Consider the following 22,159-nt stretch of genomic DNA (forward strand, 5'->3'; position numbering starts at 1 on the left):
TCTGGGGGAGTTTCGGTGTTCTGCTGACGCGCGGCACGGCCACCTGCGATTCTTCGTTTCTGTCGAAGGATACGAAGAAGGTAGGTGGCCGTGGGTCTCATGATGCCATGCCGTGAGGAGCCCGGCCAGTCCCGCGCGGCCGGGGGCGGGGGGTCGTTGAAGGTTCTGCGGGGGTTTCGGGCCGGGGTGCACGGCTGCTTCGCGCGGCGCGCGGATTCTTTGTTCGATCTCGTCGATGCGGTACTCGCGACGGACGGTCGGGTGCGCTCGCTCGCCGAGTTGTCGCTGCAGCGGCCGTTTCGTCGTGGTCACGGGGCCCTGTACGACGCCGTGGCCAGTGGCGAGATCGACGTGCCGGCATTGGCCGGATTGATCACCAGCGTGTGGGAACCCTTGGATGACGGACCATTGAAATTCGCGATCGATGTCTCTTCGTGGCATCGTCCGCACGCCGAGTGCGCACGCGAGCGCCACCACTGCCATCACTCGTGTGCGTGCGGCAACCGGCGCGGCACCGTGCCGGGATGGCCGTACTCGGTCGCGGTCGGGCTGGAGTGGGGCGCGCACTCGTGGTGCGCACCGCTCGACGCGCGCCGCCTCGCCGTGGCCGAGGACGCGACCGCGGTCACCGTCGCGCAGGTCGAAGCGGTGCTCGAGCGCTGCGCCGCCGCCGGGCTCTCGCACGGGCGCCCTGCCGCACTGTTCGTGTTCGACTCCGGCTACGACCTGACCCGGATCGCCTATCTGACCGCCGGCCGGGGCCTGGAGAGGCAGATTCTCGGACGGGTGCGCCGCGACCGGGTCTACTACGGCGACCCGGTGCCGCGCCCGCGCGGTGCCCCGGGACGCCCGCCCGTGCACGGCCGACGCTTCGCGATCGCCGACCCGGGCACCTGGCACGACCCGGACCTGCGCGTCGAGCGGGACTCGCCGCGCTGCGGGCGCACGATCGTGACCGCCTGGCACGGGCTGCACCAGAAGCTCGAGCGCCAGGGCGCCTGGCGCGAGCACGCGCAGCAACTGCCGCGCCTGCCCGGCACCCTGATCAGGGTCCAGACCCAGCGCCTGCCCGGCGGCCGCGCACCGCAGGACCTGTGGCTCTGGCACCACGCGAGGCCCGGGACCGGGTTCGACCTCGATCAGCTCTGGACGGCCTATCTGCGGAGATTCGATATCGAGCATACATTCAGGTTCTTCAAGCAGTCGCTCGGCTGGACCGCGCCGCAGGTGGGCACCCCGGAGCAGGCCGACCGCTGGACCTGGCTGACCATCACCGCATACACCCAGCTCAGGCTCGCCCGCCGGCTCGGCGCTCACCTGCGCCTGCCCTGGCAGCGCCCGACACCCCCAGACCGGATCCCGACACCCGGCCGGGTCCGCCGGGGTTTCCCCGTACTGGCACGGAAAATCGGCACCCCCGCCGCAAAGCCGAAACCCACCACCGCCGGCCCCGGCCGCCCGACGGGCACGACCCGGCCACCGCGCACACGCCACCCAGCCGGTAAGAAGACCGGCACAAGCCATGAACGAGCGACATCGAAAACACCCGACCATGATCACCAATGGTTAAATCTTAAGCAAGCGGCGCCATGCAAAATCCGCCACCAACCACAGCCACCGCCGCTTGAGCTCCCGGCAGGTTCCTGATTGCCTCCGGGGACCGACCGAGGAGAGAGCACACACCCGCAACCCCACCATCCCAAACAACAGCCCGCCCCACCAACCACACCACCCCACAAACCCCGGCATCTCTCTCCGAGGGAAGGGTCCCCGCCGGAGGCGAGATCTTGAAACTCCCGCCCGCCCCGCCCACGCAACGGGTGGGCGGGTGGTCAGACGAACCGGGCGACGCGAAGCGGCCGCCCCCGACCCGACAAGACACCCGGCCGTACGAGCACCCGGCCGAGCACCAACTCGCGCTAGGCCGACGGCGCCGAGGCCGCCCACGGTCCGACGTTCGCGACGACGGTCTCGCCCGACTCTGCGGCCCGATCCATCGCCAGCGAGAGATGGTGGTCCTGGCACGCGTCCGCCAGCGGATACGGCTCCGGGCCCTCGCCGCGCACCCAAGCGCCCGTCCTGACGAGGAGCGTCGAGATGGCGACCTCCTCGTCCATCAGGCGCAGGCCGAGGAACGGGTTGCGGTAGACGACCTCGCCCTCGAACGCGAAGTGCTCGGTGTCGTGGCCGTCGAGGTTGAGGTCGTGGCCGAGCTGCGAACGGGTGATCTCGGAGGTCAGCACCGTGCGCGGGCCGCCCCAGCGCACCACCTTGTCATCGGTGATCTCGCCGAGGCTGCCGCGGACGACGATGCGCCGCGCGCGCAGGCGGTTGTGCCACTGGTTGTCGGTGAAGTCGTACAGGCCGCTGGCGCCCTCGCCGAAGTCGAGTGTGGCCAGGGTCGTGGTCGCCGCCGTGGGCTCGGTGGCCTCGCTCCAGCCCTCGCGGGTGATCGGGTCGAGCAGAGGCGCGGTGAAGCGCTGCGCCGCGACCCGCACCGGCCGGTCGTAGCCGACGCAGAGCAGGCCCCTGATCATGGAGACGGCGTGGTAGCCGTGCGTGGAGGAGACCTGCACGCTGGTCGGCGTGCCGATCAGGCCGCGCCGGACGATCTCGTGGCGGGCCGCGTGAGCCGGCATCATCAGGTACTGCTCGGCGACCTGCACCAGGCGGCGCTCGCCGACCTGGCCCCAGAGCGCCTCCAGACCCGCGTCGTCCGGCGCCGGCGGCGTCTCGGCCAGCACCGGCACGCCCGCCTCCACCATCGCGCCGATGATCTCCGGAGTCACCGGCCACGGCACGGACGCGACCACGAACTCCGGCTTCTGACGGGCGATCAGCTCGGCCGGCGAGAGGTAGGTGGCCACCCGCCACCGCTCCGTGAGCTCCTCCGCCCGCTGCGGGCGGCGCACCGCCGCGCCCACCAGCGTCAGCCGATCCGGCATGAGTGCGGCCAACCGGGCGAAGAACTCTGCCCGCCAGCCGCTGCCGACGATACCGAAGGTCACAGGTCCGCTCATAGAGCGGATACTCTCACAGCGGCCGATTCTGCGACCCCGGCGCCGCTGCCCTAGAGTGACGTTCGCCCGCAACCGCGGGTGCCGAGTCCGAGCAGCGAGGAGTAGACCATGGCGAAGAGCGGCAACAAGCGGCGCGCCCGTCGGAAGAAGAAGGCCAACCACGGCAAGCGCCCCAACTCCTGATCAAGGACGCCCGGCAGGTGGGCCGAGGGCTCAGCCCTCGCGCAGCGACTCGGCGAAGAAGTCGAGCGAGCGGTCCACTTCCTTGAGGGATGCGCTGCGGTTCAAGTGGCCGTGGAGCATCCCTGCCGCGCGATAGGTGCGGACCCGCACATCGACCTCGGCGAGCTGCTTGGCCAGCAGATCGCCGGACGCCCGCAGGTCGTCGTACTCGGCCAGCAGGATCGCGGTCCGCGGCAGGCCGGCCAGCGGCGCCGCGCCGGGCATCGCGTCCGGCGGCAGATCGCTCAGCCGCCCGACGTAGTTGCGCACCATCTCCTCGATCGAATCCGTGGTGAAGCGCAGCATCGCCGGCAGTTCCCGCATCCCGGCCGCCGTCTCGTCGTCGAGCGCCGGGTTCGGGAAGTGGACGAAGGGATAGGCGAGCAGCAGGGCGTCCGGGACGCGTCCGCCCTCGTCCCGCAGGCGGACCGCGGTGGACAGGGCCAGTGCCGCGCCCGCGCTCGCGCCGCCCAGCGCGACCGGCCCGGACGGCAGCTGATCGGCGTTCTGCGGACCGACGAACCAGCGCCAGGCCGCGTGCACGTCGTCGATCGGCACGGGGTAGTGGACCCCGTCGCCCGCGAGCCGGTACCCGACGGACACGACCAACGCGTCGGCGCGCGCCGCGAGCTCGGCCGCGACCAGATGGGCCTCGGGCATGTCCAGATCGCCGGCGACGAACCCGCCTCCGTGCGCCCAGACCAGGCCGCGTACCGGCGTCGAGCGCGGACGGTACACCCGCACGTCGATCTCCCCGTGCGGCCCCGGGATCCTGCGGTCCTCGATGACGACGTCCGGCACGCGAGGCTCTTGCGGATCTTCGAAGAACTCGTTCAGCCGCGCCATCAGCGCCGGATCCTCCTGCGCACGCAGCCAATCGACGTCCTCGATGAGGTGGACTTTGGCGGCGAGGAAGGGATCAAGAGGCATGGGGCGACTTTACGCGTTCTTCTTCGGCGCCGCGTACCTCGTCTCGCCCTGCGTGCTGGGCGCGGAAAGACACGTCACAGACCGAGTTGACGTGCGAACTCGCCGGTGTCCCAGAACAGCAGTTCCTGCGCGATCCGGTCGTTCTCCCACCGCGCGAACGTGGCCATCGCCACGTCCACCGCGCGGCCGGTCGGCGGGACCTCGGACCCGTCCGCCTTCTTCAGCGGCTGGGAGAACGTCCCGCGCAGCCGGCCGACCACCGCGGTCCAGTCGCCGTGGGCGACCTTGAGCGAGTGCTCGGTGATCCGCAGGTCCGGCAGATAGGAGCGGAGCGAGGGCCAGTCCGGCGCGGAGACCGCGTCGAAGTCGACCTCGTCGAACAGCTCCAGGTTCAGCTCCTCGCGGCGCTGCCGGTCGCGGTAGGACTCGAGCTCGGCCTCGAGTTCGGCGACACGCTGCCGTAGGTACTCCACGGAGGTCATACGGGCACGCCTTTCGGCCGGGGGCGGCGGGTTCGGTCACACCGGATCGTGCCCCCGGCCCGCCGCCCGCGCACCCGGGTTCGCCCGAACGCCGCAACGGCCGGGTCCGCATGCGGCTGACCGGCCGTCAGTCCGGGGTGCTCAGTGCTCGGACAGCCGTGGCAGGACGTGGCGCATGTCGGCCGCGGTCCCGGAGCGCTCGGTGAGCAGAGCGGCGGAGCCGAGGACCTGCGGGTCGGGGGCGGTGGCGATCTCCGGGTCCTTCTCGGCGTAGGAGAAGAGCGTCAGCACGTGCCGCATGGCGGCGAGGCGGGCGCGCTTCTTGTCGTTGCTCTTGATCACCGTCCACGGTGCGTCGGCGGTGTCGGTGTAGAAGAACATCGCCTCCTTCGCGTCGGTGTACTGCTGCCAGCGCTCGAGCGAGGCGAGGTCCATCGGGCTCAGCTTCCACTGCCGGACCGGGTCCACCTGGCGGATCAGGAAGCGGGTGCGCTGCTCGGCCTGGGAGACGGAGAACCAGAACTTCACCAGCGTCATCCCGTCGCGCACGAGCATCCGCTCGAATTCGGGGGCCTGGCGCATGAACTCGAGGTACTCGCCCGCGTCGCAGAAGCCCATCACCCGTTCGACCCCGGCGCGGTTGTACCAGGACCGGTCGAAGAGCACGATCTCGCCGGCGGCCGGCAGGTGCTGGACGTAGCGCTGGAAGTACCACTGCGTGCGCTCGCGCTCGGTCGGCTTCTCCAGCGCGACCACGCGGGCGCCGCGCGGGTTGAGGTGCTCGGTGAACCGCTTGATCGTGCCGCCCTTGCCCGCGGCGTCCCGGCCCTCGAACAGCACGACGAGCCGGTGGCCGGTGTCCTTGATCCAGTTCTGCAGCTTGAGCAGCTCGATCTGCAGCAGCCGCTTGTCCCGCTCGTACGCGATGCGGGCCAGCCGCTCGTGGTACGGGTAGGCCTCGCGCCAGGTGTCGACCGCCGCGCCGTCGCGGTCGATCAGGATCGGATCGTCGTCATCGTCCTGTTCGATCCGCAGGCCGGCCGTCGCCGTCACGTCGGCCAGCGGCCAGACCGAGTCCGGGTCCGCGGAGGTCGTCATGGTCGTGTCTTCGCTCACATGTGCAATATCCCGAACGATCACGCCGGTCGTTCGAACCGGCGGCGAACTGTGCGTAAACGTACGGTGGTGCACGGCGATCCGGCCCGGCCGCGTGCTGCGGCCGGGCCGGATCGCCGTGACGGACGGGGCTTCAGGAGCGGCGCTTCCAGAAGGAGGCGGCCCGCCGCGGCGGCTCCGGCGCCTCGGCGAGGCCGGCCAGCACGGTGACGGCGTGCTGCCAGCGCCGGTCGAGCTCACCCTGGCCGGCGACGTCGGAGAGCGGCTGCTCGAGCTCCTCGGCGAGCGTCCCCAGCGCCTCGATCTGCTCCGGCGGGATCGCCTGGCCGACGGCCTCGAGCACGATCCGGCGCAGCTCGGCGGCGATCTCGACCAGGTAGCCCACCCGCTCGGCGTACGGCGCGGAGACGTTCGTGCGCAGCCGCTCCAACAGGGTGCTGATGCGGGCCCGCACATCCACGCTCTGCGACTGCGCACCCACTACGGCCCGCTCCTCGCGCAGGAACTCGGGCACTTCGAAATCGAACTCGGGCTGGATCTGCGGCGCGGGCAGGCTGGGGGAGGGGGCGGGCAAGAACATCGGCGCCGAACCGGGAGCCGCGGGCGCGGGCGGGGTCGCGGGCGCGGAGCAGTAGTTCGCGCGCGCGGCCGGGCGCGGCAGCGACGGCCGTGCGCCGGGCCCCGCCGCCGCCCGAGCGCTGCGCTTCTTCTCCATCGGCGCGCCGAAGGAGGCGCCGCCCAAAGCGGACGGAAAGACCCCGTCGGTGTCGGCCAGCATGTCCCAGCCGCTTGGGCTGTCCACCGGCTGGGTCACCCGCTTCATCTCGCCACCCTCATTCACCACCCGGCTGTCGACGGCGACGAACGAGGTGAACCGGCACAGCACGCCGAACGCGAGGGAGACCTCGATGATCCGGCTCTCGGTGCTCTCGTCGCCGCGGCCGGAGGCGAAGCCGTCCTCGAGGTCCCGGACCCGGCCGCGGGCCCAGTACGCCGCGAGCCCGGCGTCGGCGCTGACGGCGGCCGTGACAGAGGTCTGCCACTCCGTGCCGTCCGCGGCAGACCCGCGCACCTGCACCGCGCCGGCCGGCTCGCCCTTGAACCGTCCGCTGACCACCAGCGGGGCGCCGGCGAACAGGTCGGGCAGCCGGGACGGCTCCACGCCGGCCAGGTCGATCGCAAGCCCGTCCGGCAGCAGGCTCAGGCCGGTCACCAGCGGCGTGCCGATCCGCCGGTGGATCTGCGCCATCGCGTCGTCGAGGCGGTCCTCGGACTCCACCAGCTCGCACCGGCCGCCGCTGACCCGGGCCAGCCGCTCGAGGAACGCGGCGTTCACGGCGCGGTCGATGCCGATGGTGTGCACCCGGACGCCGCCGAGGTGCGGCGCGAGCGACTCGAGGATCTGATCCTCGTTGCCCACCTGGCCGTCGGTGACCAGCACCAGGACCCGGTCCCGGGCGTCGGCCGCATCGGGCGCCGCCGCCAGCAGCACCGCGGCCTGGCGCAACGGCTCGGCCATCTCGGTCCCGCCGCGAGCATCCATCTGGGCGAGATGCTCGATCGCACGGAAGCGGTGCCGGTCAGTCGCCTCGACCAGGCCGGCGGGCAGCAGCGGAGCGGTCTCGACCGTGTGGTCGAAGGCCAGGACGGTGAAGCGGTCCGCGCCGGTGAGGCTGTCGACGATGCGTCCGGCGGCCCGCCGGGCGGCGACCATCTTCCAGCCCTCCATGCTGCCGGATCGGTCCAGCACCAGGACGACGTCGAGCGGGCGGGCCGAGGCCGCGTCCCCGCTCGGCGGCAGCACCGTGAGAACGAACGTGCCGGCCGGTTCCTTCGCGTCCGCGGAGCCCTCGTCGAGCCGTACCGCGAGCGAGGTCGTGACGGCGTCCTCGGATCCGTAGCGCAGCCGCAGGATGAAGTCGCGGTCGACGCGGTTGCCGGGCAACAGTCGGATCACCCTGCGACTTGACGCGCCATCAGCGTCCTCGGCGCCGGCGCCTTCGGGCTCTGCGATCTCGACGCCGTGCAGGCTGGACTTGACCGAGGTCAGCGGCAGCCCGGCCGGATCCACGTCCACCTCGACCGAGAGCCGGACCGGGTTCGGGAAGCCCGGGAGCAGCAGCGGCGGGGTGATCCGGGAGGCGTCCGGCACGGCGTCGGTGTCCGCGGCGGTGCCGTCGCCGACCTGGTCGCCGGGCAGCGGCGTGCCCGGGATATAGCGCGGCGCGACGACGAGCGGGAACCGGTAGGTGGCTTCGCCGTCCTCGAACGGCAGGCGGCCGGAGAGCGTCGTGCGGATCACGACCAGCTCGCCGGGCAGGATCTGGCCGACCCGCATGCTGAACACGCCGGGCCGCTCCTCCTCCGCGATCGAGGCGCGCTTGCCCTCCGCGATGGCCTGGTCGTAGTGGGCGCGGGCCTGGGCGCGCTCCTCCAGCACGCCCTCGATCACCCGCCCGTCCGCCTCCATCCGCAGGCCGGTCACCGCGGCGCGGTCGGGCAGCGGGAAGATGTAGGTCGCCTCCAGCGCGACGTCGTAAGGGTTGCGGAAGCCCAGCGCGAACTCGCTGCGCACGGTGAGCCCGACCACGGCCGAGCGCACGTCGATCGATTCCAGCGGGAGGTTGCCGCGCTCGGTGCCCAGGGCGCCGAGTCCGGCCTCTGGATCCGGCGCCGCTATGCGCAGCATCTCTTCGTGCCCGAGCGTGTCGGCGATACCGGTCTTGATCATCTGCTTTGTCCCCCTTCGGACGGCTGCTGTCCTGTCCTGCGCTGCTGGTCGTGGCTCAGCCCGAGCGCCGCGAGCGCGTCGAGCAGAGGTTGCGCGGCTTGTGCGATGACGGCGAGCGCCTCGTCGTCGGGTGCGGCTGCGGCGGCGTCGAGCAGGAGCGAGACGCCCGGTGCCAGTCGGATTCCGTGGATCAGCGTGTTACCGGTCGCGGCGTTCGGGCCGGCCGTCGCCCGCGGGGCCGAGGCCTGGAGCGGACGGGCGGACCAGAAACGGCCGCGGCCCGGTGCGGCCGCGTCCTCCGGCGCCGCCGCGTCGTGCGACGGGTCGGGCGACGCGGGCAGCTCGCCCAGCCGGGCGATGCGCTCGAGCGCCGCGTCGTCCGCGCCGATCAGCTGCTGCTGCACGTCGGCGAGCGCGAGCCCGTCCGCCTGCAGCCGCTTGACGGCCACGATCTGGGCGAGGTGCCGCCGTCCGTACAGAGCCGTCCGCCCGCGCATCGCGGCCGGCCGGTCGAGCAGGCCGATCGAGGTGTACCAGCGGATGGTGCGCACGTCCGGCACCTGGCGCACCCGGCCGTTGGACTGGCCGGGATCGTGCGCCGAGAGCGCTTCGGCGACCAGCTGCGAGAGCTGGTCGATGGTCCACGCTGCGGCATCCGGTTCGGCCATGGCTCCATCGTGACACTGTCATATGACAGTGTCAACCATGCAGGTGCGTTCCCGTTGCGAGGCGCCGGAGAGCCGACGAGAATTCAGGCATCGCATGCATTTCGGATGTTTTCGACGGGTGGAGGCGAGCCGAGTGACGGTCATCTCCCGCGGGTTCCACCGACGGCGTCCGGTCGACGAGAAGCTGCCGCCCGGACAGTACGAGACCAGGGACTTCCCGGTGCTCTCGGCCGGTCCGACCCCGCGCATCGACCTGGACACGTGGTCCTTCGACATCAGCAACGAATCCGGCGCCAAGCGCTCGTGGTCGTGGGCACAGATGATGGCCCTTCCGTACGAGACGCCGGTCGTGGACCTGCACTGTGTGACGAAGTGGTCGAAGTTCGGCACGCGCTGGCAGGGCGTCTCGCTCGACGTGCTGCTGGCCGACGTCGAGACCTCGGCCGACTACGCCCTCGTGCACTCCTACGGCGGGTACACCACGAACCTGCCGCTGGACGACCTGCTCGACGGGAAGGCGTGGATCGCCTACCGCTACGACGGCGAGGACCTGCCGCCACAGCACGGCGGCCCCGCCCGGCTGCTCGTGCCGCACCTCTACCTGTGGAAGTCCGCCAAGTGGGTGCACGGCATCGAGCTCAAGCTGCAGGACGAGCCGGGCTTCTGGGAGACGGCCGGCTACAACAACTACGGAGACCCATGGCGGGAACAGCGTTACTGGGGCGACTGAGCGAGCGGCTGCGTTGGCGCGCCTGCACCCTGGTCGAGGAACGGAACGAGACGTCGAGCGCGCGCACGCTCGTGTTCGACGTGCCGGACTGGCCCGGGCACTTCGGCGGGCAGCACGTGGACGTCCGGCTGACCGCCGAGGACGGCTACAGCGCCCAGCGCAGCTACTCGATCGCGTCCGCGGAGGCGGGCGGTCGGCTGGAGCTGACCGTCCAGCGCGTCGCGGAGGGGGAGGTCTCGCCGTATCTGATCGACCAGCTCGCGGTCGGCGACCAGATCGAGCTGCGCGGGCCGGTCGGCGGCTGGTTCGTCTGGCAGCCGGAGCAGACCGAGCCGGTGCTGCTGGTCGCGGGCGGCTCGGGACTGGTGCCGCTGATGGCGATGATCCGCGCGCGGCGGGCCGCCGGCAGCCGCGCGCCGTTCCGCCTGATCTACTCCGTGCGCTCGCCCGGGGACCGGATCTACCTCGCCGAGCTGCGTCGGCTCGACCCCGGCCTGGACACCACCTTCCTCTACACGCGCGAGGCCCCCGACGGCTGGCCGCGGCCCGCCGGCCGCCTCGACGCCGAGGACCTCGCCCGCGCCGGCTGGCCGCCCGACTTCGAGCCGACGGTGTACGTGTGCGGCCCCACCGGGTTCGTCGAACACGCCGCCGATCTGCTGGTCGACCTCGGCCACGACGCCGAACGGATCCGCACCGAACGCTTCGGACCATCTGGAGGCTGATATGTCCGCGACCGCGCCGGCCGAGCCTGTTCACGACCACGCCCCGGAGGACGACGACTACGAGGACGGCAACGCCCTGGCCGGGCCGCTGGCCGAGATCTTCGCGGTGGACGTGACCACGGCCGTCGGCACCTGCTCCGGCTGCCGGACGGCCGGGCCGTTGGCCGGGCTGCACGTCTACGGCCATGCCCCCGGCCTCGTCGCGCGCTGCCCGGTGTGCGGCCAGGTGATGCTCCGGCTGGTCCACGGCGAAGGCGAGGCCTGGCTCGACGTGCACGGCGCGCTCAGCCTGCGGATCGGGTTGAGCCAGGACGCCTGAGCCCCGCTGATTTCGCGTTGCCGCCGCCGCGGCGCGGCTGCGATGATCGGGGCATGTTCGAGGGCGAATTCGAGTCCCACGTGACCGTGCGCTGCGCCGGGCCCGAGTTGGCGCGGCTTCAGGCGTGGTCGGCCGAGAACACGGGGGCGAAGCTGACCCACATCGTGCTGGCCCGCGGCCGTGTGCCCTCGCAGCCGATGCTCACCTTCACCGGTTCGGGGACGTTCGACGAGCAGCGTGCGGTGATCGTGGATCTGGAGCGTCGGCTGTCCGCGGCCGGGTTCGCGCCGGTCCGCACCAAGATCGAGGCCTCACCCTGGGCGGCCGGCGTGCCGCAGGACCGGGCTGAGGCGGAAAGCCTTGGGGCGGCTAGATATTTCGAGCACCACGTGAAGGTCCGGCTGGCGCCGGGCGACGACTGGCAGGCGCTGGCGCTGGTGGCCGTCCCGCATGGGGCGCATGTGTCGTGGAATGCGCGGCGGGTGCTGGAGAACGGGGCTCATGAGCGGTTCGTGACGCAGCGCTGCTTCGGAGTCGGTCTGGCCGAAGCGGGGGAGAAGCTCGAGGCGCTGTGCGCGGCGTTGTGCGAAGGCGGCTGGGAGATCGTCTCGGCCGAACGCGAATTCGTGGTCTTCGATAGTGACGCAGGCATCGATGACGGGTGGATAGAGGAGAAGGCGGGGCCGCTGTGACCAAGGGAGTTCCTCGTACGCTGCAACCGATTCCCGATCCGGGTGTGCAGCAGCCGAGGGTGTTCGAGCCCGCGCTTCTGCAGTATCCCAATGCCTTCCGCGCCGGCGAGCCCCGGTTCGAGGACCAGCAGACGCACCGGCGCTGGTACGCGGCGCGCCGTTCCGCGCTCGACACGGTGCTCGCTGCCGTCTCCGATTCGCCATACGCTGATTCGCTCGTGCTGCGTGGCAGCATCCTGCTACGTGCGTGGTATGGCCGGGCCGCGCGCGAGCCGGGCGATCTCGACTTCGTCGTCGTGCCGGAGAGCCGGCGGATCGAGGAGTACGGCACGACCCTGATGCTCGAGGGAATCGCCGCGGCCGCCCAGCAGGCGAGCAGCCGAAGCGACATCACGATCTCGGCGAAGGCCGCCGTCACCGAGGACATCTGGACCTACGACCGAGTGCCCGGCCGCCGCCTGCTCCTGCCCTGGAAGGCGGAAGGGCTGCCCGGCGGATGGGTGCAGCTCGACTTCGTCTTCAACGAGCACCTGCCGATCGCCCCTGAGGCGACCGTGATCCCCGCGGCGGGCCGGCCCAGCACCCTGCTGCTCGCGGTCACCCCGGAGCTCTCGCTGATCTGGAAGATCATGTGGCTGGTCACCGACATCCACCCGCAGGGCAAGGACCTCTACGATGCCGTCCTGCTGGCCGAGCACACCACGTTCAGCTACGAGATGCTCCAAGCCGCTGCCGCACAAGCCGATCCGTACTACGCGACGTACCCGGTGACGCTGCGCAGCATCGCGGCGCTCAAGACGCCGTGGGGGCATTTCCAGGCGGAGTACCCGGATCAGCCCGCCGACGACTCCGGGTATGTCGAACGCCTAGTCGCCGCACTCGCGGCCACCTTTGACGCAGTCGAGGGGTGACGCAAACTTTTCCTCGCCAAGACGCTGCTGCTCCACTATGGTCGGGCCTAGATTGAAGATCCGTTCTTCCCGGCACGGTCTGGAGGCGTCTTGCGAGTCGGGCTGCTGACCAGAGAGTTCCCCCCGGACGTGTACGGCGGTGCGGGGGTGCATGTCGAGTTCCTGGCCGACCGGTTGCAGGAGCTGGTCGACGTACGCGTGCACTGCTGGCGCAGCGCGCAGGAGACACAGGACTCTGACGGCGTATTCCGGCACGCGCCGGATCCGGCGCTCGCGAACGCCAACGAGGCGTTGCGCAGCCTGTCGATCGACCTGGCCATGGCCGCCGGAGTCGAGGACTGCGACGTCGTGCACTCGCACACCTGGTACGCCAACCTCGGCGGCCATCTCGCCAAGCTGCTGCACGGCATCCCGCACGTGATGACCGCGCACTCGCTCGAGCCGATGCGCCCGTGGAAGGCCGAGCAGCTCGGCGGCGGGTACGCGCTCTCGAGCTGGGCCGAGCGCACCGCCATCGAGAGCGCCGACGCCGTGATCGCGGTCTCGCAAGGGATGCGCGCGGACGTCCTGAGCTGCTACCCGACGCTGGACCGGGCGCGCGTCCACGTCGTGCACAACGGCATCGACACAGCCCTCTACCAGCCCACGTCGGAGACGGCCGCCCTGGCGAAGCACGGGATCGATCCGGACCGCCCGTACGTGCTCTTCGTCGGCCGGATCACCCGGCAGAAGGGCGTGCCGCACCTGCTGCGCGCTGCCCGCCGCCTCGACCCGGCCGCGCAGGTGGTGCTGTGCGCGGGCGCGCCGGACACGCCCGCGATCGACAAGGAGTTCCGCGGCCTGGTCGACGAGCTCGGGCGCAGCCGCAGCGGCGTCATCTGGATTCCGCAGATGCTCCCGCGCCCGGAGGTGGTGCAACTGCTCAGCCACGCCGCGCTCTTCGTCTGCCCCTCGATCTACGAGCCGCTCGGCATCGTCAACCTCGAAGCCATGGCCTGCGGCGCCCCGGTCGTCGCCTCGGCCGTCGGCGGCATTCCCGAGGTGGTGCGCGACGGCGAGACCGGCCTGCTGGTCGACTACGACGAGAATCGCCCGGAGGCGTTTGAGACCGGCCTCGCCGAGGCAATCGAATCCGTGCTCGCCGATCCCGCCGCCGCCCGCCGGATGGGCACCGCGGGACGCGAGCGGGCGGTGGCCGAGTTCGGCTGGGAGGCGATCGCCCGCCGCACGGCGGCGCTCTACGAACAGCTCCTGCGCTAGGCGCCGGCACAGATCAGCTCAGCACCAGTTTCATCTGACAGCGTTCCATCTGACAGTGGCCAGCACGGCCGAACGGCCGTGGGACTAAGGGGCGGCGTATGCGCGGCGGACCGTCGGTACTGGGAATCGTGCTGGCCGGCGGTGAGGGGAAACGGCTGATGCCGCTCACCGCCGACCGGGCCAAGCCGGCCGTGCCCTTCGGCGGGGCCTACCGGCTGGTGGATTTCGTGCTCTCCAACCTCGTCAACGGCGACGTGATGCGGATCTGCGTGCTGACGCAGTACAAGTCGCACTCGCTCGACCGGCACATCACCACCACCTGGCGGATGTCGAACCTGCTCGGCAACTACGTCACCTCGGTGCCCGCGCAGCAGCGCCTCGGGCCGCGCTGGTTCCTCGGCAGCGCGGACGCGATCTACCAGTCGCTCAACCTGATCCACGATGAGAACCCCGACTACGTCATGGTGTTCGGCGCCGACCACGTCTACCGGATGGACCCGCGCCAGATGCTGCGCCAGCACATCGAGCGCGGGGCCGGCGCCACGGTCGCGGGCATCCGCATCCCGCGTGCGCAGGCCTCGGACTTCGGCATCATCACGCCCGCCGCCGACGGGGTGACGGTGGAGCAGTTCCTGGAGAAGCCCACCGACGCCCCCGGGCTCCCGGACGCGCCGGACCAGGTGTACGCGTCGATGGGCAACTACATCTTCACCACGAAGACGCTGCTCGACGCGCTGCGCCAGGACGCCGAGAACGACCAGTCGGTGCACGACATGGGTGGCAGCATCCTGCCTTCGCTCACCGAGCTCGGGCAGGTGCACGTCTACGACTTCGACCAGAACCACGTGCCCGGCGAGACGAGCCGCGACCACGGCTACTGGCGCGACGTGGGGACCCTGGACGCGTACTACGACTCGCACATGGACCTGATCTCGATCCACCCGGTGTTCAACCTCTACAACCGGGAGTGGCCGCTCTACACGCACACCGTGCAGCTGCCGCCGGCCAAGTTCGTCGCCGGCGGGATCGCGAGCGAGTCGATGGTCGCGCCGGGCTGCATCATCAGCGGTCAGGTCACCCAGTCGGTGCTCTCGCCGGGCGTGGTGGTGGAGGAGGGCGCCGTGGTGCAGGGCTCGATCCTGCACGACAACGTGCGGATCGGGCGCGGAGCGGTGGTGCGCCGGGCGATCCTCGACAAGAACATCGTCGTGCCGCCGGGCGCGACCGTCGGCGTCAACCCGGAGCGGGACCGCGAGCTCTACCACGCCTCGCCCAACGGGATCATCGCCCTGGGCAAGGGACAGCACGTGCTGTGATCACGCGTTATCGGCGCCGCACAGGCAGGCGTCGAGCGCGTCGGCGGGAGACAGGAGCACGCCGGCGAGGGGTGGCCGCGCGCTGAGCCAGCCCGGACCGGCGGCCCGGACGCGGCAGTGCGAGCCTTCGCCCGGGACGGGAAGGCGGGCGGGTTCCGCAGTGCTCTGCGTCTGGGACCACACCACGACGCAGGCCGGGTCGATCCGGCCGACGGCGTCGTTCAGAGCCTCGGCCGGAACGGCGGCGCCCAGCATGGACACGGCCACACCGCGTTCCCGCAGTGCTGCCGCCAGCACTTCGAGCGGCAGGCTGTGCCACTCGTCGGGGGAGCAGGCGAGCAACACGCGTCGCGCCGCCGGCTTCGGCGGTGTGGCGGCTCGGACTCGGTGCAACGCGACGGTGACGCACCACGACAGCAGGTGTTCGACCTCGACGTAATGGCCCTGCGACTCGGTCCACTTGCGCCCGACTGCGAGCAACGCCGGCTCGATCGTGGTCTCCCAGGCCGCGATGACACCGTCGCGGCTCAGCGTCTGCTCGAGGATCTCCAGCGTCCCGCTCTGGTCCAGGCGCATCGCGCAGCGTGCGACGCCGCGGGCCCGGCCGGGTGACGGACTGGGATCGGTCTCGACCGGCTCGGCGTCGCCGGGCGCGGCTGCCTCCCTTCGCGTGAGCTCCGTCCGTGCGAGGGCGGCCCGAGCCGCGTCGGCCGTGGCCGAGCCCTCGCCCACCAAACGGCAGAAGTACTCCAGCCGGGCCATGTCGGCGGCCGAGTAGCGGCGGTGGGCACCGGGTGCGCGCGGCTCCGGGCCGATCCCGTAGCGGCGCTCCCAGCTGCGCAAAGTCGGCACCGCCACGCCGAGCCGGGCCGCGGCGGCGGCGGCGCGGATGGTCAGCCGCGGCCCGTCGTCCTCCGGCGTGCCGCTCGCGGAGCTCGTCGAGCGCATGCGGTCAATCTATGCGAAACCTACTCACGTTGCCCGTCCGCGGCCCCGGCCGGAGGGTGGAGGAGATGGATCAGCTCTCCCGACCGGGAACGTCGATGCGGAGGCACGCCATGCAGTTCTACGACCATCTTCCCCAAGACCACCGGCTCGGCCGGGTCTACCGCTACGGCGGCGGCTTCATGGGCCTGCTCCTGCTGGTCTTCGGCGTGCTCGGACTGGCCGACCAGCTGGCCTTCTTCACCACCCACGGCGAGCACGTGCTGGGCCTGACCAGCAACGGCACGCTCAGCGTGATCTCCATCGTGGCCGCGGCCGTCCTGGTCACCGGCGCCGTGATCGGCGGCAACATCGCCTCCACGGTCAACTTCGCCATGGGCGCCCTCTTCGTCCTCAGCGGCGCGGTCAACCTGGCTCTGCTCGACACGCAGGCGAACTTCCTCGCCTTCCGCTTCCAGAACGTGATGTTCAGCTTCGTGGTCGGCGTGATGCTCGTGACCTTCGGCGCCTACGGCCGGGTCAGCGGCGGGCTTCCGCACGACAACCCGTACTGGCGGGCGCGGCACCCCGAGGCGGCCGAGGCCGAGTCCGCGGGCTCGGCGGAGATCGAGCCCGCGGCGCCCGCGAGGACGCCCGCCGGCCACGGAGCCCGGTGATGGGCGGCCTCTGCCTCGTCACCGGCGCCACCGGCTACGTCGGCGGCCGCCTGGTGCCCGAGCTGCTCGAAGCGGGCTACCGCGTGCGCTGTATGACCAGGTCGCGCGAGAGGCTCAAGGACCAGCCCTGGTTCGACGACGTCGAGGTCGTGGAGGCCGACGCCTCGGACGCGGCGAGCGTGCGCACCGCGCTCGACGGGGCGACCACGGCCTACTACCTGATCCACTCGATGCTCGGCGGAGCCCGCTTCGAGGACGCCGACCGGACGGCGGCGAGCACCTTCGCCGCCGCAGCGGGCGAGGCGGCGAAGGCCGGCGAGCTGCGCCGGCTGGTCTACCTCGGCGGCCTGAGTCCGCACGACGGCCCGCTCTCCCCGCACATGCGCTCCCGTCGCGAGGTCGGCCGGATCCTGCTGGACTCCGGCGTGCCGACGATCGTGTTCCGGGCCGCCGTGATCATCGGCAGCGGATCGGCCTCGTTCGAGATGCTGAGGTACCTCACGGAGCGGCTCCCGGTCATGGTCACCCCGCGCTGGGTGGAACGGCGGGTCCAGCCCATCGCGATCCGGGACGTGCTGAGGTACCTGGTCTCGGCGGCGGCGCTGCCGCCGGAGGCCGTCGGCGAGTTCGACATCGGCGGCCCCGAGATCCTGACATACCGCCAGATGATGCAGCGTTACGCGCGCGCCGCGGGACTCAGCAACCGGCTGATCGTCCCCGTGCCGGTGCTCACTCCGCGACTGTCCAGCCTGTGGGTGGGTCTGGTCACCCCGGTCCCGGGCACCCTGGCCCAGCCGCTGGTCGAATCCCTGCACCACGACGCGGTGCGCGCCGACGACGCCGTCGCCGAATGGATCCCCGATCCGCCGCAGGGGCTGATCTCCTTCGACGAGGCCGTCGACCTGGCGCTGCGACGCGTACGCGAAGCCGCGGTGGCCACCCGGTGGTCCTCCGGCTCGGTGCCCGGCGCGCCCTCCGATCCGCTGCCCACCGACCCCGCCTGGGCCGGCGGCAGCCTCTACGCGGACGAGCGGCTGCGCAGCACGTCCACGCCGGCCGAGAACGTGTGGTCGGCGATCGAGGGGATCGGCGGCGAGAGCGGCTGGTACTCGCTGCCGTTCGCGTGGCAGGCCAGAGGCCTGATCGACAGCGTCGTCGGCGGCGTCGGGCTGCGCCGCGGCCGCCGCGACCCCCGGCATCTGCGGGTAGGCGACGCGGTGGACTTCTGGCGGGTCGAAGCGATCGAGCGCGGCCGCGAGAAGCTTTTGCGGCTGCGCGCGGAGATGCGCCTGCCCGGCCTCGCCTGGCTCGAACTCGGCGTCACTCCGACCGACGGGGGCTCGCTCTACCGGCAGCGCGCGGTGTTCTACCCCCGCGGCCTGCTCGGCCAGGCCTACTGGTGGTCGGTCAAGCCGTTCCACCGGTTCATCTTCGAGGCCATGGCGCGCAACCTCACGGCGTCGTCCCCGCCGTCGCTGGCGAAGCACAGGTAGCGTTCCGCGGAGCGCCGCACGGCGCCGACGCCGTCGGTCCGCACGACCCGCCCCCAGAACCCGCCGTAGATCCGTTCGAACGCGAACGGCTCGATCAGCGCGAGCGCGCGCCGCACGACGCTCGGCCGCTCCGGGATGAAGTTCGGGACGCTGTACATGAAGCTCAGCCAGCGGCGGTCCATCACCACCATGAAGATGTCGCCGCTGAAGAGCGCGCCGCGCCCGTCCGGGTCGTCGGCCCAGTGCAGCACCGTGCCGCCGGCGAAGTGCGTGCCGGCGTTGATCAGGGTCATGCCGGGAGCGAGCGAATGCGTCTCGTCGTTCCAGTACTGGACCAGCGGATCCGGCCGCGGGACCCAGTCGCGGTCCGCGGCGTGCACGTAGAGCGGCGCGTCGAAGACGCGGGCCCACTCCGTCATCGCGCCGTAGAAGTGCGGGTGGCTGACGGCGATCGCGCTGATCCCGCCGAGCTCTTCGATCCGGGCGCCGAGTTCGTCGTCGAGGTACCCGATGCAGTCCCAGAGCACGTTGCCGCCCGGCGCGCGGATCAGCAGCGCACGCTGACCCACCGCGAACGCGGGCTCCACGCCGATGCCGACGACATCGGGCCCTTCCTCGTCGAGGCGGGCCCGGTGCCCTTCGGCGCGCAGGCCGGCCAACGTGCTCCACCGCTGGCCGTCCCACCCGACGTACTGCCGTTCGTCCAGACAGATCGGGCAGTCCGGCCGTGCGGCCGGGTACTGGACGCCGCAGGTGGAACAGATCGGAAGAGCCCGGCCCTCCGGTGAGACGGCGCGCGTCGGACGAGACATGAGGCTCCTGAATCAGTTGAGCTTGGCCCGAACGTAGTGCAGGAAGTCCGAACCGGCTAGCGCCGCGAGGCCCGAGGCGGCGAGCCGGGTGGCGCGGGGCGCGAAGACGTACCCGCCCGAAAGCGCCGTGACCACCCACATGCCGGTGCAGAACGGGCAGGTGAGCAGCTCGCCGATGGTGCGCTTCGCGCCCTCGCCGCGCACTTCCTCCTTGAGTTCGGCAGGGCCCTGGGTTCCCTGGAAGCGGGTGAACGGGGCGCGCAGCGGGCTGGTGACCGGGTTCCTGGCCACGAGCCGGCTGAGCTGATGCGTCGCCAAGGCGGTGACCACTACGTCCCACGGCGACGGCGCCACCACCTGGCGGCGGGTCAGCCGCGCGGTGAGCGCGAGCGCGGTCACGCTGCCCGCGTAGACGCCCATCGCGCCGAGGTAACCGCCGAGCGGGAACTCCTGGTCCGGCGCGTACTGCCGGGCGACGTGCTCCAGCGGGCTCGTGGACCTGCTCTGGCCGTTGTTCGAATTCATACGCTGTTCTCCGCTTTCGCGTTGCCGAGTCGTCGGGCCGCCTTGTCGTCGAGCGTCGTGAGCGCGCTGACGAGGCGGGAGTCGAGGCGCCCGGCGGTCTGGTCCCCGCGGTCCACCGCGGTGTTCGCACCCTGATCCGGAGCGGCCGTGTCCTCCGCGGTCAGATCGCCGGCTACCGTCACGACCTCGGCGCCGCGTTCGGCCGGCTGCCTCGCCACGGCGAAGCCCAGCCCGCGCGAAGATCCGGTGACCACGGCGACGGAACCGTCGAACCGAGTCCGCCTCATCGTGTTGCTCCCTTCGTCGGTACGGCGGTGTGCTCGCGGGCGAACTGCCCGGCGCGGTGCAGAGCCCTGCGCGCGGCAGGAAGATAGGGGTGCATGGCCTGGAAGACGTGCACCTGCCCGGGCCAGATCTCGAAGGCGCACTCCACGCCCGTCCGCGCGAGCCGCTCCGAGAATGCCTGCACTTCTGGGGCCAGCGACTCGAGGCCGCCGACCTGGATCAGATAGGGCGCGCCCGGCCCGTACCGCTCGGCGTCCTCCTCGGGCACGGCCAGGCACAGCTGCGTCGCGTGCTGCTGGTCGGAGCCGACGTAGAGCCGCCCGAACCGTTCGGCCGCCCGCGGGCTGATGACGGGATCGCGCAAGCGGCGATCGGCAGCACGCAGCGAGACGCATTCGGGGTCCAGCCAGGGGGAGAGCAGGACGACGGCGGCGGGCGCGGGCAGTCGGGCCTCGCGCCGGTCAGCGGCCAGGAGCGCCGCCAGGTACGCGCCGGCCGAGTCGCCGGCCACCACGATCCGCTCGGCGGGAACGCCCTGCTGCTCGAGGAAGCGGAACGCCGCCCGGGCGTCGTCGAGCGCGGCCGGCGCCGGGTGCTCGGGCGCGAGCCGGTAGCTCGGGGCGAGCACGCGCAGGCCTGACTCGGCCGCGAGAGCGCCGGTGAGCATGCGGTGGGTCCGCGCGGAACCGAAGGCGAAGGCTCCGCCGTGCAGGTAGAGCACCGCGGAGCCGTCGGTCGCGTGCTGCGGGGTGGACCACTCCGCGGGCAGGCCGCCGTCGCGGTCTTCGTGGTCGGCGTGGTCGTCGTGGTGCGGGTCGGTGATGCGTACGGACGTATGCGTGACGCCGAGTTGCGGCGGCGTCAGGCGCATGCCCAGCTCCAGCGCGGTGCGCAGGAAGCGGAAGTCGCCGCGGCCGCCGACCAGGTCGGACGCGGGACGCCAGGTCCAGCGCAGCAGCTGCGCCAGCGCGAAGGACTGTACCGGCTCGGCCGCCTGCACGAGCGGCCGAAGGACGCTCGCGTGACGCACCGTGTCCGTTCCCCTGGACATGCGCTCCCAGTGACCCCAAGATCCCGGGCTAAACCCGGCTGCATCCCCGGCCGAACCCGGCCCCGACCGGCCCGGTCGGTGTTCGATCAGCTCAATCGCTTGACGAACGGGTGCACCGGGAAGCCCCGCTCGGCCGCCCCCGGGTCGGGCAGTTCGGTGAAGCCGGAGGCCTGGTAGAGGGCCACCGCCTCCGGCTGGCTCGGTCCGGTCGTCAGAAAGACCTGCCGGTAGCCGAGCTGCTCGGCCCGCTCCTCCAGCGCGCGCAGCACCCGGCGGCCGAGCCCGCGCCGGCGGTGGTCGGCGTGCGTCCAGATCCGCTTGAACTCGGCCGTCGGCCGGTCCGGGAAGTCGGCGTCCAGCACGCCCCCGACCACCAGGTCCGGATCGAAGCTGCGCAGTGCCCCGCCCGCGATCGTCTTGTCGCCCTCGACCAGCAGCAGCAGCGCCCCGCCGTGTTCCTCGGCGAACAGGATGTCCGGGTGGTGGTCGAACTCCGCTACCGCCCCCTCGCCGTAGCGGGTGGTGTACTCGTGCAGCAGGCCCGCCAGCAGTGGCGCGGCTTCCGGGTCCTGCACCCGGGCCGCGACCACGCGCGGCGTGCCGCCGGCCCGCGTCGGCACACGCGCCGATACCGGACTGTCCATGGTGTTCTCCGTGCTCCTCGAAACCCTGCGGGGGACCGTTTCCGTCAGCATCCCGTGGCCTGCGGATATTCCTTGCCGGGAGCCCGGCGGTATTCGTGTGACATTCACGAGAATCGCCGTAGTCGAATTCGAGAATTTCTTGACCTGCACGGCGCTCCGTTCTCACCGCCGATCCGGGCGCGGGTACAAATGACCTGCCACCCCAGGAATTCGACGAAAGGAGACGGCGCCGTGCGTGTGCTCATGACCGTGCAGATGGATACGGAGAAGGCCAATAAGGCCATCGCGGACAAGTCGCTGCCCCAGATCATGCAGTCCGTGCTCGAGCAGATCAAACCCGAGGCCGTCTACTTCGGGGCGCTGGAAGGCCGGCGGACCGCGTACATCGTGTTCGACCTCGAAGACGCCGCCGGCATCCCGGCCGTCGCCGAGCCGTTCTTCCAGCACCTCCACGCCAAGGTCGACTTCGTGCCGGTCATGGACTTCAAGGACGTCCAGGCAGGGCTGGCCAAGCTCGGCTAGCACGCCCTTGATAATCCGTAGGTGATCAATCCCGCGTGGCGCACCGACGTCCGCCGAGCCTTCTCCTACTGTTCAGACAGTTGAACCGATCGTCCGCGCTCGGG

24 protein-coding genes are annotated in these 22,159 nt (G+C 71.5%); 12 read left to right on the plus strand and 12 right to left on the minus strand.

Features of this window, described 5'->3' with window-relative positions; translation table 11 throughout:
* The first annotated feature begins 156 nt into the window (after positions 1 to 156).
* Entirely contained in the window at positions 157 to 1,647 is a 1,491-nt protein-coding gene (locus ACTRO_RS40125; protein WP_157436713.1) for an NF041680 family putative transposase, read from the plus strand.
* A 272-nt stretch (positions 1,648 to 1,919) separates the two neighbouring features.
* On the opposite strand, the gene ACTRO_RS40130 is transcribed toward ACTRO_RS40125, so the two are convergent.
* Complete coding sequence (locus ACTRO_RS40130; protein ID WP_034271676.1) at positions 1,920 to 3,020, minus strand: Gfo/Idh/MocA family protein; 1,101 nt, start codon at positions 3,018 to 3,020, stop codon at positions 1,920 to 1,922.
* Positions 3,021 to 3,128: 108 nt separating this feature from the next.
* Here ACTRO_RS40130 and ACTRO_RS51600 point away from each other — a divergent pair, with 108 nt between their 5' ends.
* Positions 3,129 to 3,203: a 50S ribosomal protein bL37 gene (locus ACTRO_RS51600; protein ID WP_425394898.1), complete on the plus strand. Its 75-nt coding sequence runs from the start codon at positions 3,129 to 3,131 to the stop codon at positions 3,201 to 3,203.
* A gap of 30 nt (positions 3,204 to 3,233) precedes the next feature.
* Here ACTRO_RS51600 and ACTRO_RS40135 read toward each other — a convergent pair whose 3' ends face one another.
* The 5 genes from ACTRO_RS40135 to ACTRO_RS44610 all read right to left on the minus strand — a co-directional run bounded on the left by ACTRO_RS40135 (position 3,234) and on the right by ACTRO_RS44610 (position 9,169).
* Entirely contained in the window at positions 3,234 to 4,172 is a 939-nt protein-coding gene (locus ACTRO_RS40135) for an alpha/beta hydrolase fold domain-containing protein (RefSeq protein ID WP_034271678.1), read from the minus strand.
* A gap of 74 nt (positions 4,173 to 4,246) precedes the next feature.
* On the minus strand, positions 4,247 to 4,654 hold the full coding sequence (locus ACTRO_RS44605) for an ester cyclase (protein ID WP_051452132.1): 408 nt from the start codon (positions 4,652 to 4,654) through the stop codon (positions 4,247 to 4,249).
* A gap of 141 nt (positions 4,655 to 4,795) precedes the next feature.
* Positions 4,796 to 5,752: a polyphosphate kinase 2 gene (gene ppk2 / locus ACTRO_RS40145; protein WP_034271680.1), complete on the minus strand. Its 957-nt coding sequence runs from the start codon at positions 5,750 to 5,752 to the stop codon at positions 4,796 to 4,798.
* Positions 5,753 to 5,903: 151 nt separating this feature from the next.
* The gene (locus ACTRO_RS40150; RefSeq protein WP_063628160.1) at positions 5,904 to 8,501 is read right to left on the minus strand and encodes a VIT domain-containing protein; all 2,598 of its coding nucleotides are present in this window, start codon (positions 8,499 to 8,501) and stop codon (positions 5,904 to 5,906) included.
* Complete coding sequence (locus ACTRO_RS44610) at positions 8,498 to 9,169, minus strand: helix-turn-helix domain-containing protein (protein ID WP_051452133.1); 672 nt, start codon at positions 9,167 to 9,169, stop codon at positions 8,498 to 8,500. Before ACTRO_RS44610 ends, ACTRO_RS40150 begins: the two co-directional genes overlap by 4 nt.
* Positions 9,170 to 9,302: 133 nt before the next feature.
* Between ACTRO_RS44610 and ACTRO_RS40160 the strand changes: the two genes are divergently transcribed.
* The 7 genes from ACTRO_RS40160 to glgC all read left to right on the plus strand — a co-directional run bounded on the left by ACTRO_RS40160 (position 9,303) and on the right by glgC (position 15,122).
* Positions 9,303 to 9,899 (plus strand): sulfite oxidase-like oxidoreductase, encoded by a 597-nt coding sequence (locus ACTRO_RS40160; protein WP_034278914.1) that lies wholly within the window; start codon positions 9,303 to 9,305, stop codon positions 9,897 to 9,899.
* The gene (locus ACTRO_RS40165; RefSeq protein ID WP_034271682.1) at positions 9,869 to 10,624 is read left to right on the plus strand and encodes a ferredoxin reductase; all 756 of its coding nucleotides are present in this window, start codon (positions 9,869 to 9,871) and stop codon (positions 10,622 to 10,624) included. The genes ACTRO_RS40160 and ACTRO_RS40165 overlap by 31 nt, the downstream gene beginning before the upstream one ends.
* 1 nt (position 10,625) lies before the next feature.
* Positions 10,626 to 10,943: a DUF6510 family protein gene (locus ACTRO_RS40170; RefSeq protein ID WP_051452134.1), complete on the plus strand. Its 318-nt coding sequence runs from the start codon at positions 10,626 to 10,628 to the stop codon at positions 10,941 to 10,943.
* Between the two features lie 53 nt (positions 10,944 to 10,996).
* Positions 10,997 to 11,635: a hypothetical protein gene (locus ACTRO_RS40175; RefSeq protein WP_034271684.1), complete on the plus strand. Its 639-nt coding sequence runs from the start codon at positions 10,997 to 10,999 to the stop codon at positions 11,633 to 11,635.
* A 44-nt stretch (positions 11,636 to 11,679) separates the two neighbouring features.
* On the plus strand, positions 11,680 to 12,546 hold the full coding sequence (locus ACTRO_RS40180; RefSeq protein ID WP_211244585.1) for a nucleotidyl transferase AbiEii/AbiGii toxin family protein: 867 nt from the start codon (positions 11,680 to 11,682) through the stop codon (positions 12,544 to 12,546).
* Positions 12,547 to 12,636: 90 nt separating this feature from the next.
* The gene (gene glgA / locus ACTRO_RS40185) at positions 12,637 to 13,806 is read left to right on the plus strand and encodes a glycogen synthase (protein ID WP_034271686.1); all 1,170 of its coding nucleotides are present in this window, start codon (positions 12,637 to 12,639) and stop codon (positions 13,804 to 13,806) included.
* A gap of 98 nt (positions 13,807 to 13,904) precedes the next feature.
* Positions 13,905 to 15,122 (plus strand): glucose-1-phosphate adenylyltransferase, encoded by a 1,218-nt coding sequence (gene glgC, locus ACTRO_RS40190; protein ID WP_034271688.1) that lies wholly within the window; start codon positions 13,905 to 13,907, stop codon positions 15,120 to 15,122.
* Here glgC and ACTRO_RS40195 read toward each other — a convergent pair whose 3' ends face one another.
* A complete protein-coding gene (locus ACTRO_RS40195) occupies positions 15,123 to 16,070 on the minus strand; it encodes a MerR family transcriptional regulator (RefSeq protein ID WP_051452136.1) in 948 nt (315 codons plus the stop codon). It abuts the gene before it with no gap.
* A gap of 110 nt (positions 16,071 to 16,180) precedes the next feature.
* On the opposite strand from ACTRO_RS40195, the gene ACTRO_RS40200 reads away from it, so the two are divergent.
* Together ACTRO_RS40200 and ACTRO_RS40205 are read left to right on the plus strand one after the other, a co-directional pair.
* Positions 16,181 to 16,723: a DUF4383 domain-containing protein gene (locus tag ACTRO_RS40200; protein WP_051452137.1), complete on the plus strand. Its 543-nt coding sequence runs from the start codon at positions 16,181 to 16,183 to the stop codon at positions 16,721 to 16,723.
* Positions 16,723 to 18,216, plus strand: coding sequence for an SDR family oxidoreductase (locus ACTRO_RS40205; protein WP_034271690.1), 1,494 nt, complete (start codon positions 16,723 to 16,725; stop codon positions 18,214 to 18,216). The genes ACTRO_RS40200 and ACTRO_RS40205 overlap by 1 nt, the downstream gene beginning before the upstream one ends.
* Here the strand turns inward: ACTRO_RS40205 and ACTRO_RS40210 are convergent.
* From ACTRO_RS40210 to ACTRO_RS40230, 5 genes are all read right to left on the minus strand, one after another.
* Positions 18,117 to 19,028 (minus strand): MBL fold metallo-hydrolase, encoded by a 912-nt coding sequence (locus ACTRO_RS40210; RefSeq protein WP_157436714.1) that lies wholly within the window; start codon positions 19,026 to 19,028, stop codon positions 18,117 to 18,119. The two genes, ACTRO_RS40205 and ACTRO_RS40210, sit on opposite strands and share 100 nt — an antisense overlap.
* Before the next feature lie 12 nt (positions 19,029 to 19,040).
* Entirely contained in the window at positions 19,041 to 19,553 is a 513-nt protein-coding gene (locus ACTRO_RS40215; RefSeq protein ID WP_051452138.1) for a DUF1360 domain-containing protein, read from the minus strand.
* Positions 19,550 to 19,840, minus strand: coding sequence for a Rossmann-fold NAD(P)-binding domain-containing protein (locus ACTRO_RS40220; protein ID WP_034271691.1), 291 nt, complete (start codon positions 19,838 to 19,840; stop codon positions 19,550 to 19,552). Before ACTRO_RS40220 ends, ACTRO_RS40215 begins: the two co-directional genes overlap by 4 nt.
* The gene (locus ACTRO_RS40225; protein ID WP_084316901.1) at positions 19,837 to 20,889 is read right to left on the minus strand and encodes an alpha/beta hydrolase fold domain-containing protein; all 1,053 of its coding nucleotides are present in this window, start codon (positions 20,887 to 20,889) and stop codon (positions 19,837 to 19,839) included. Before ACTRO_RS40225 ends, ACTRO_RS40220 begins: the two co-directional genes overlap by 4 nt.
* Positions 20,890 to 20,975: 86 nt before the next feature.
* The gene (locus ACTRO_RS40230; RefSeq protein ID WP_051452140.1) at positions 20,976 to 21,533 is read right to left on the minus strand and encodes a GNAT family N-acetyltransferase; all 558 of its coding nucleotides are present in this window, start codon (positions 21,531 to 21,533) and stop codon (positions 20,976 to 20,978) included.
* A 231-nt stretch (positions 21,534 to 21,764) separates the two neighbouring features.
* Here ACTRO_RS40230 and ACTRO_RS40235 point away from each other — a divergent pair, with 231 nt between their 5' ends.
* Positions 21,765 to 22,055, plus strand: a complete 291-nt coding sequence (locus ACTRO_RS40235; protein ID WP_211244586.1) for a DUF3303 family protein — start codon at positions 21,765 to 21,767, stop codon at positions 22,053 to 22,055.
* Positions 22,056 to 22,159 lie beyond the last annotated feature (104 nt).

It is taken from the genome of Actinospica robiniae DSM 44927, assembly GCF_000504285.1.
GTDB lineage: Bacteria > Actinomycetota > Actinomycetes > Streptomycetales > Catenulisporaceae > Actinospica > Actinospica robiniae.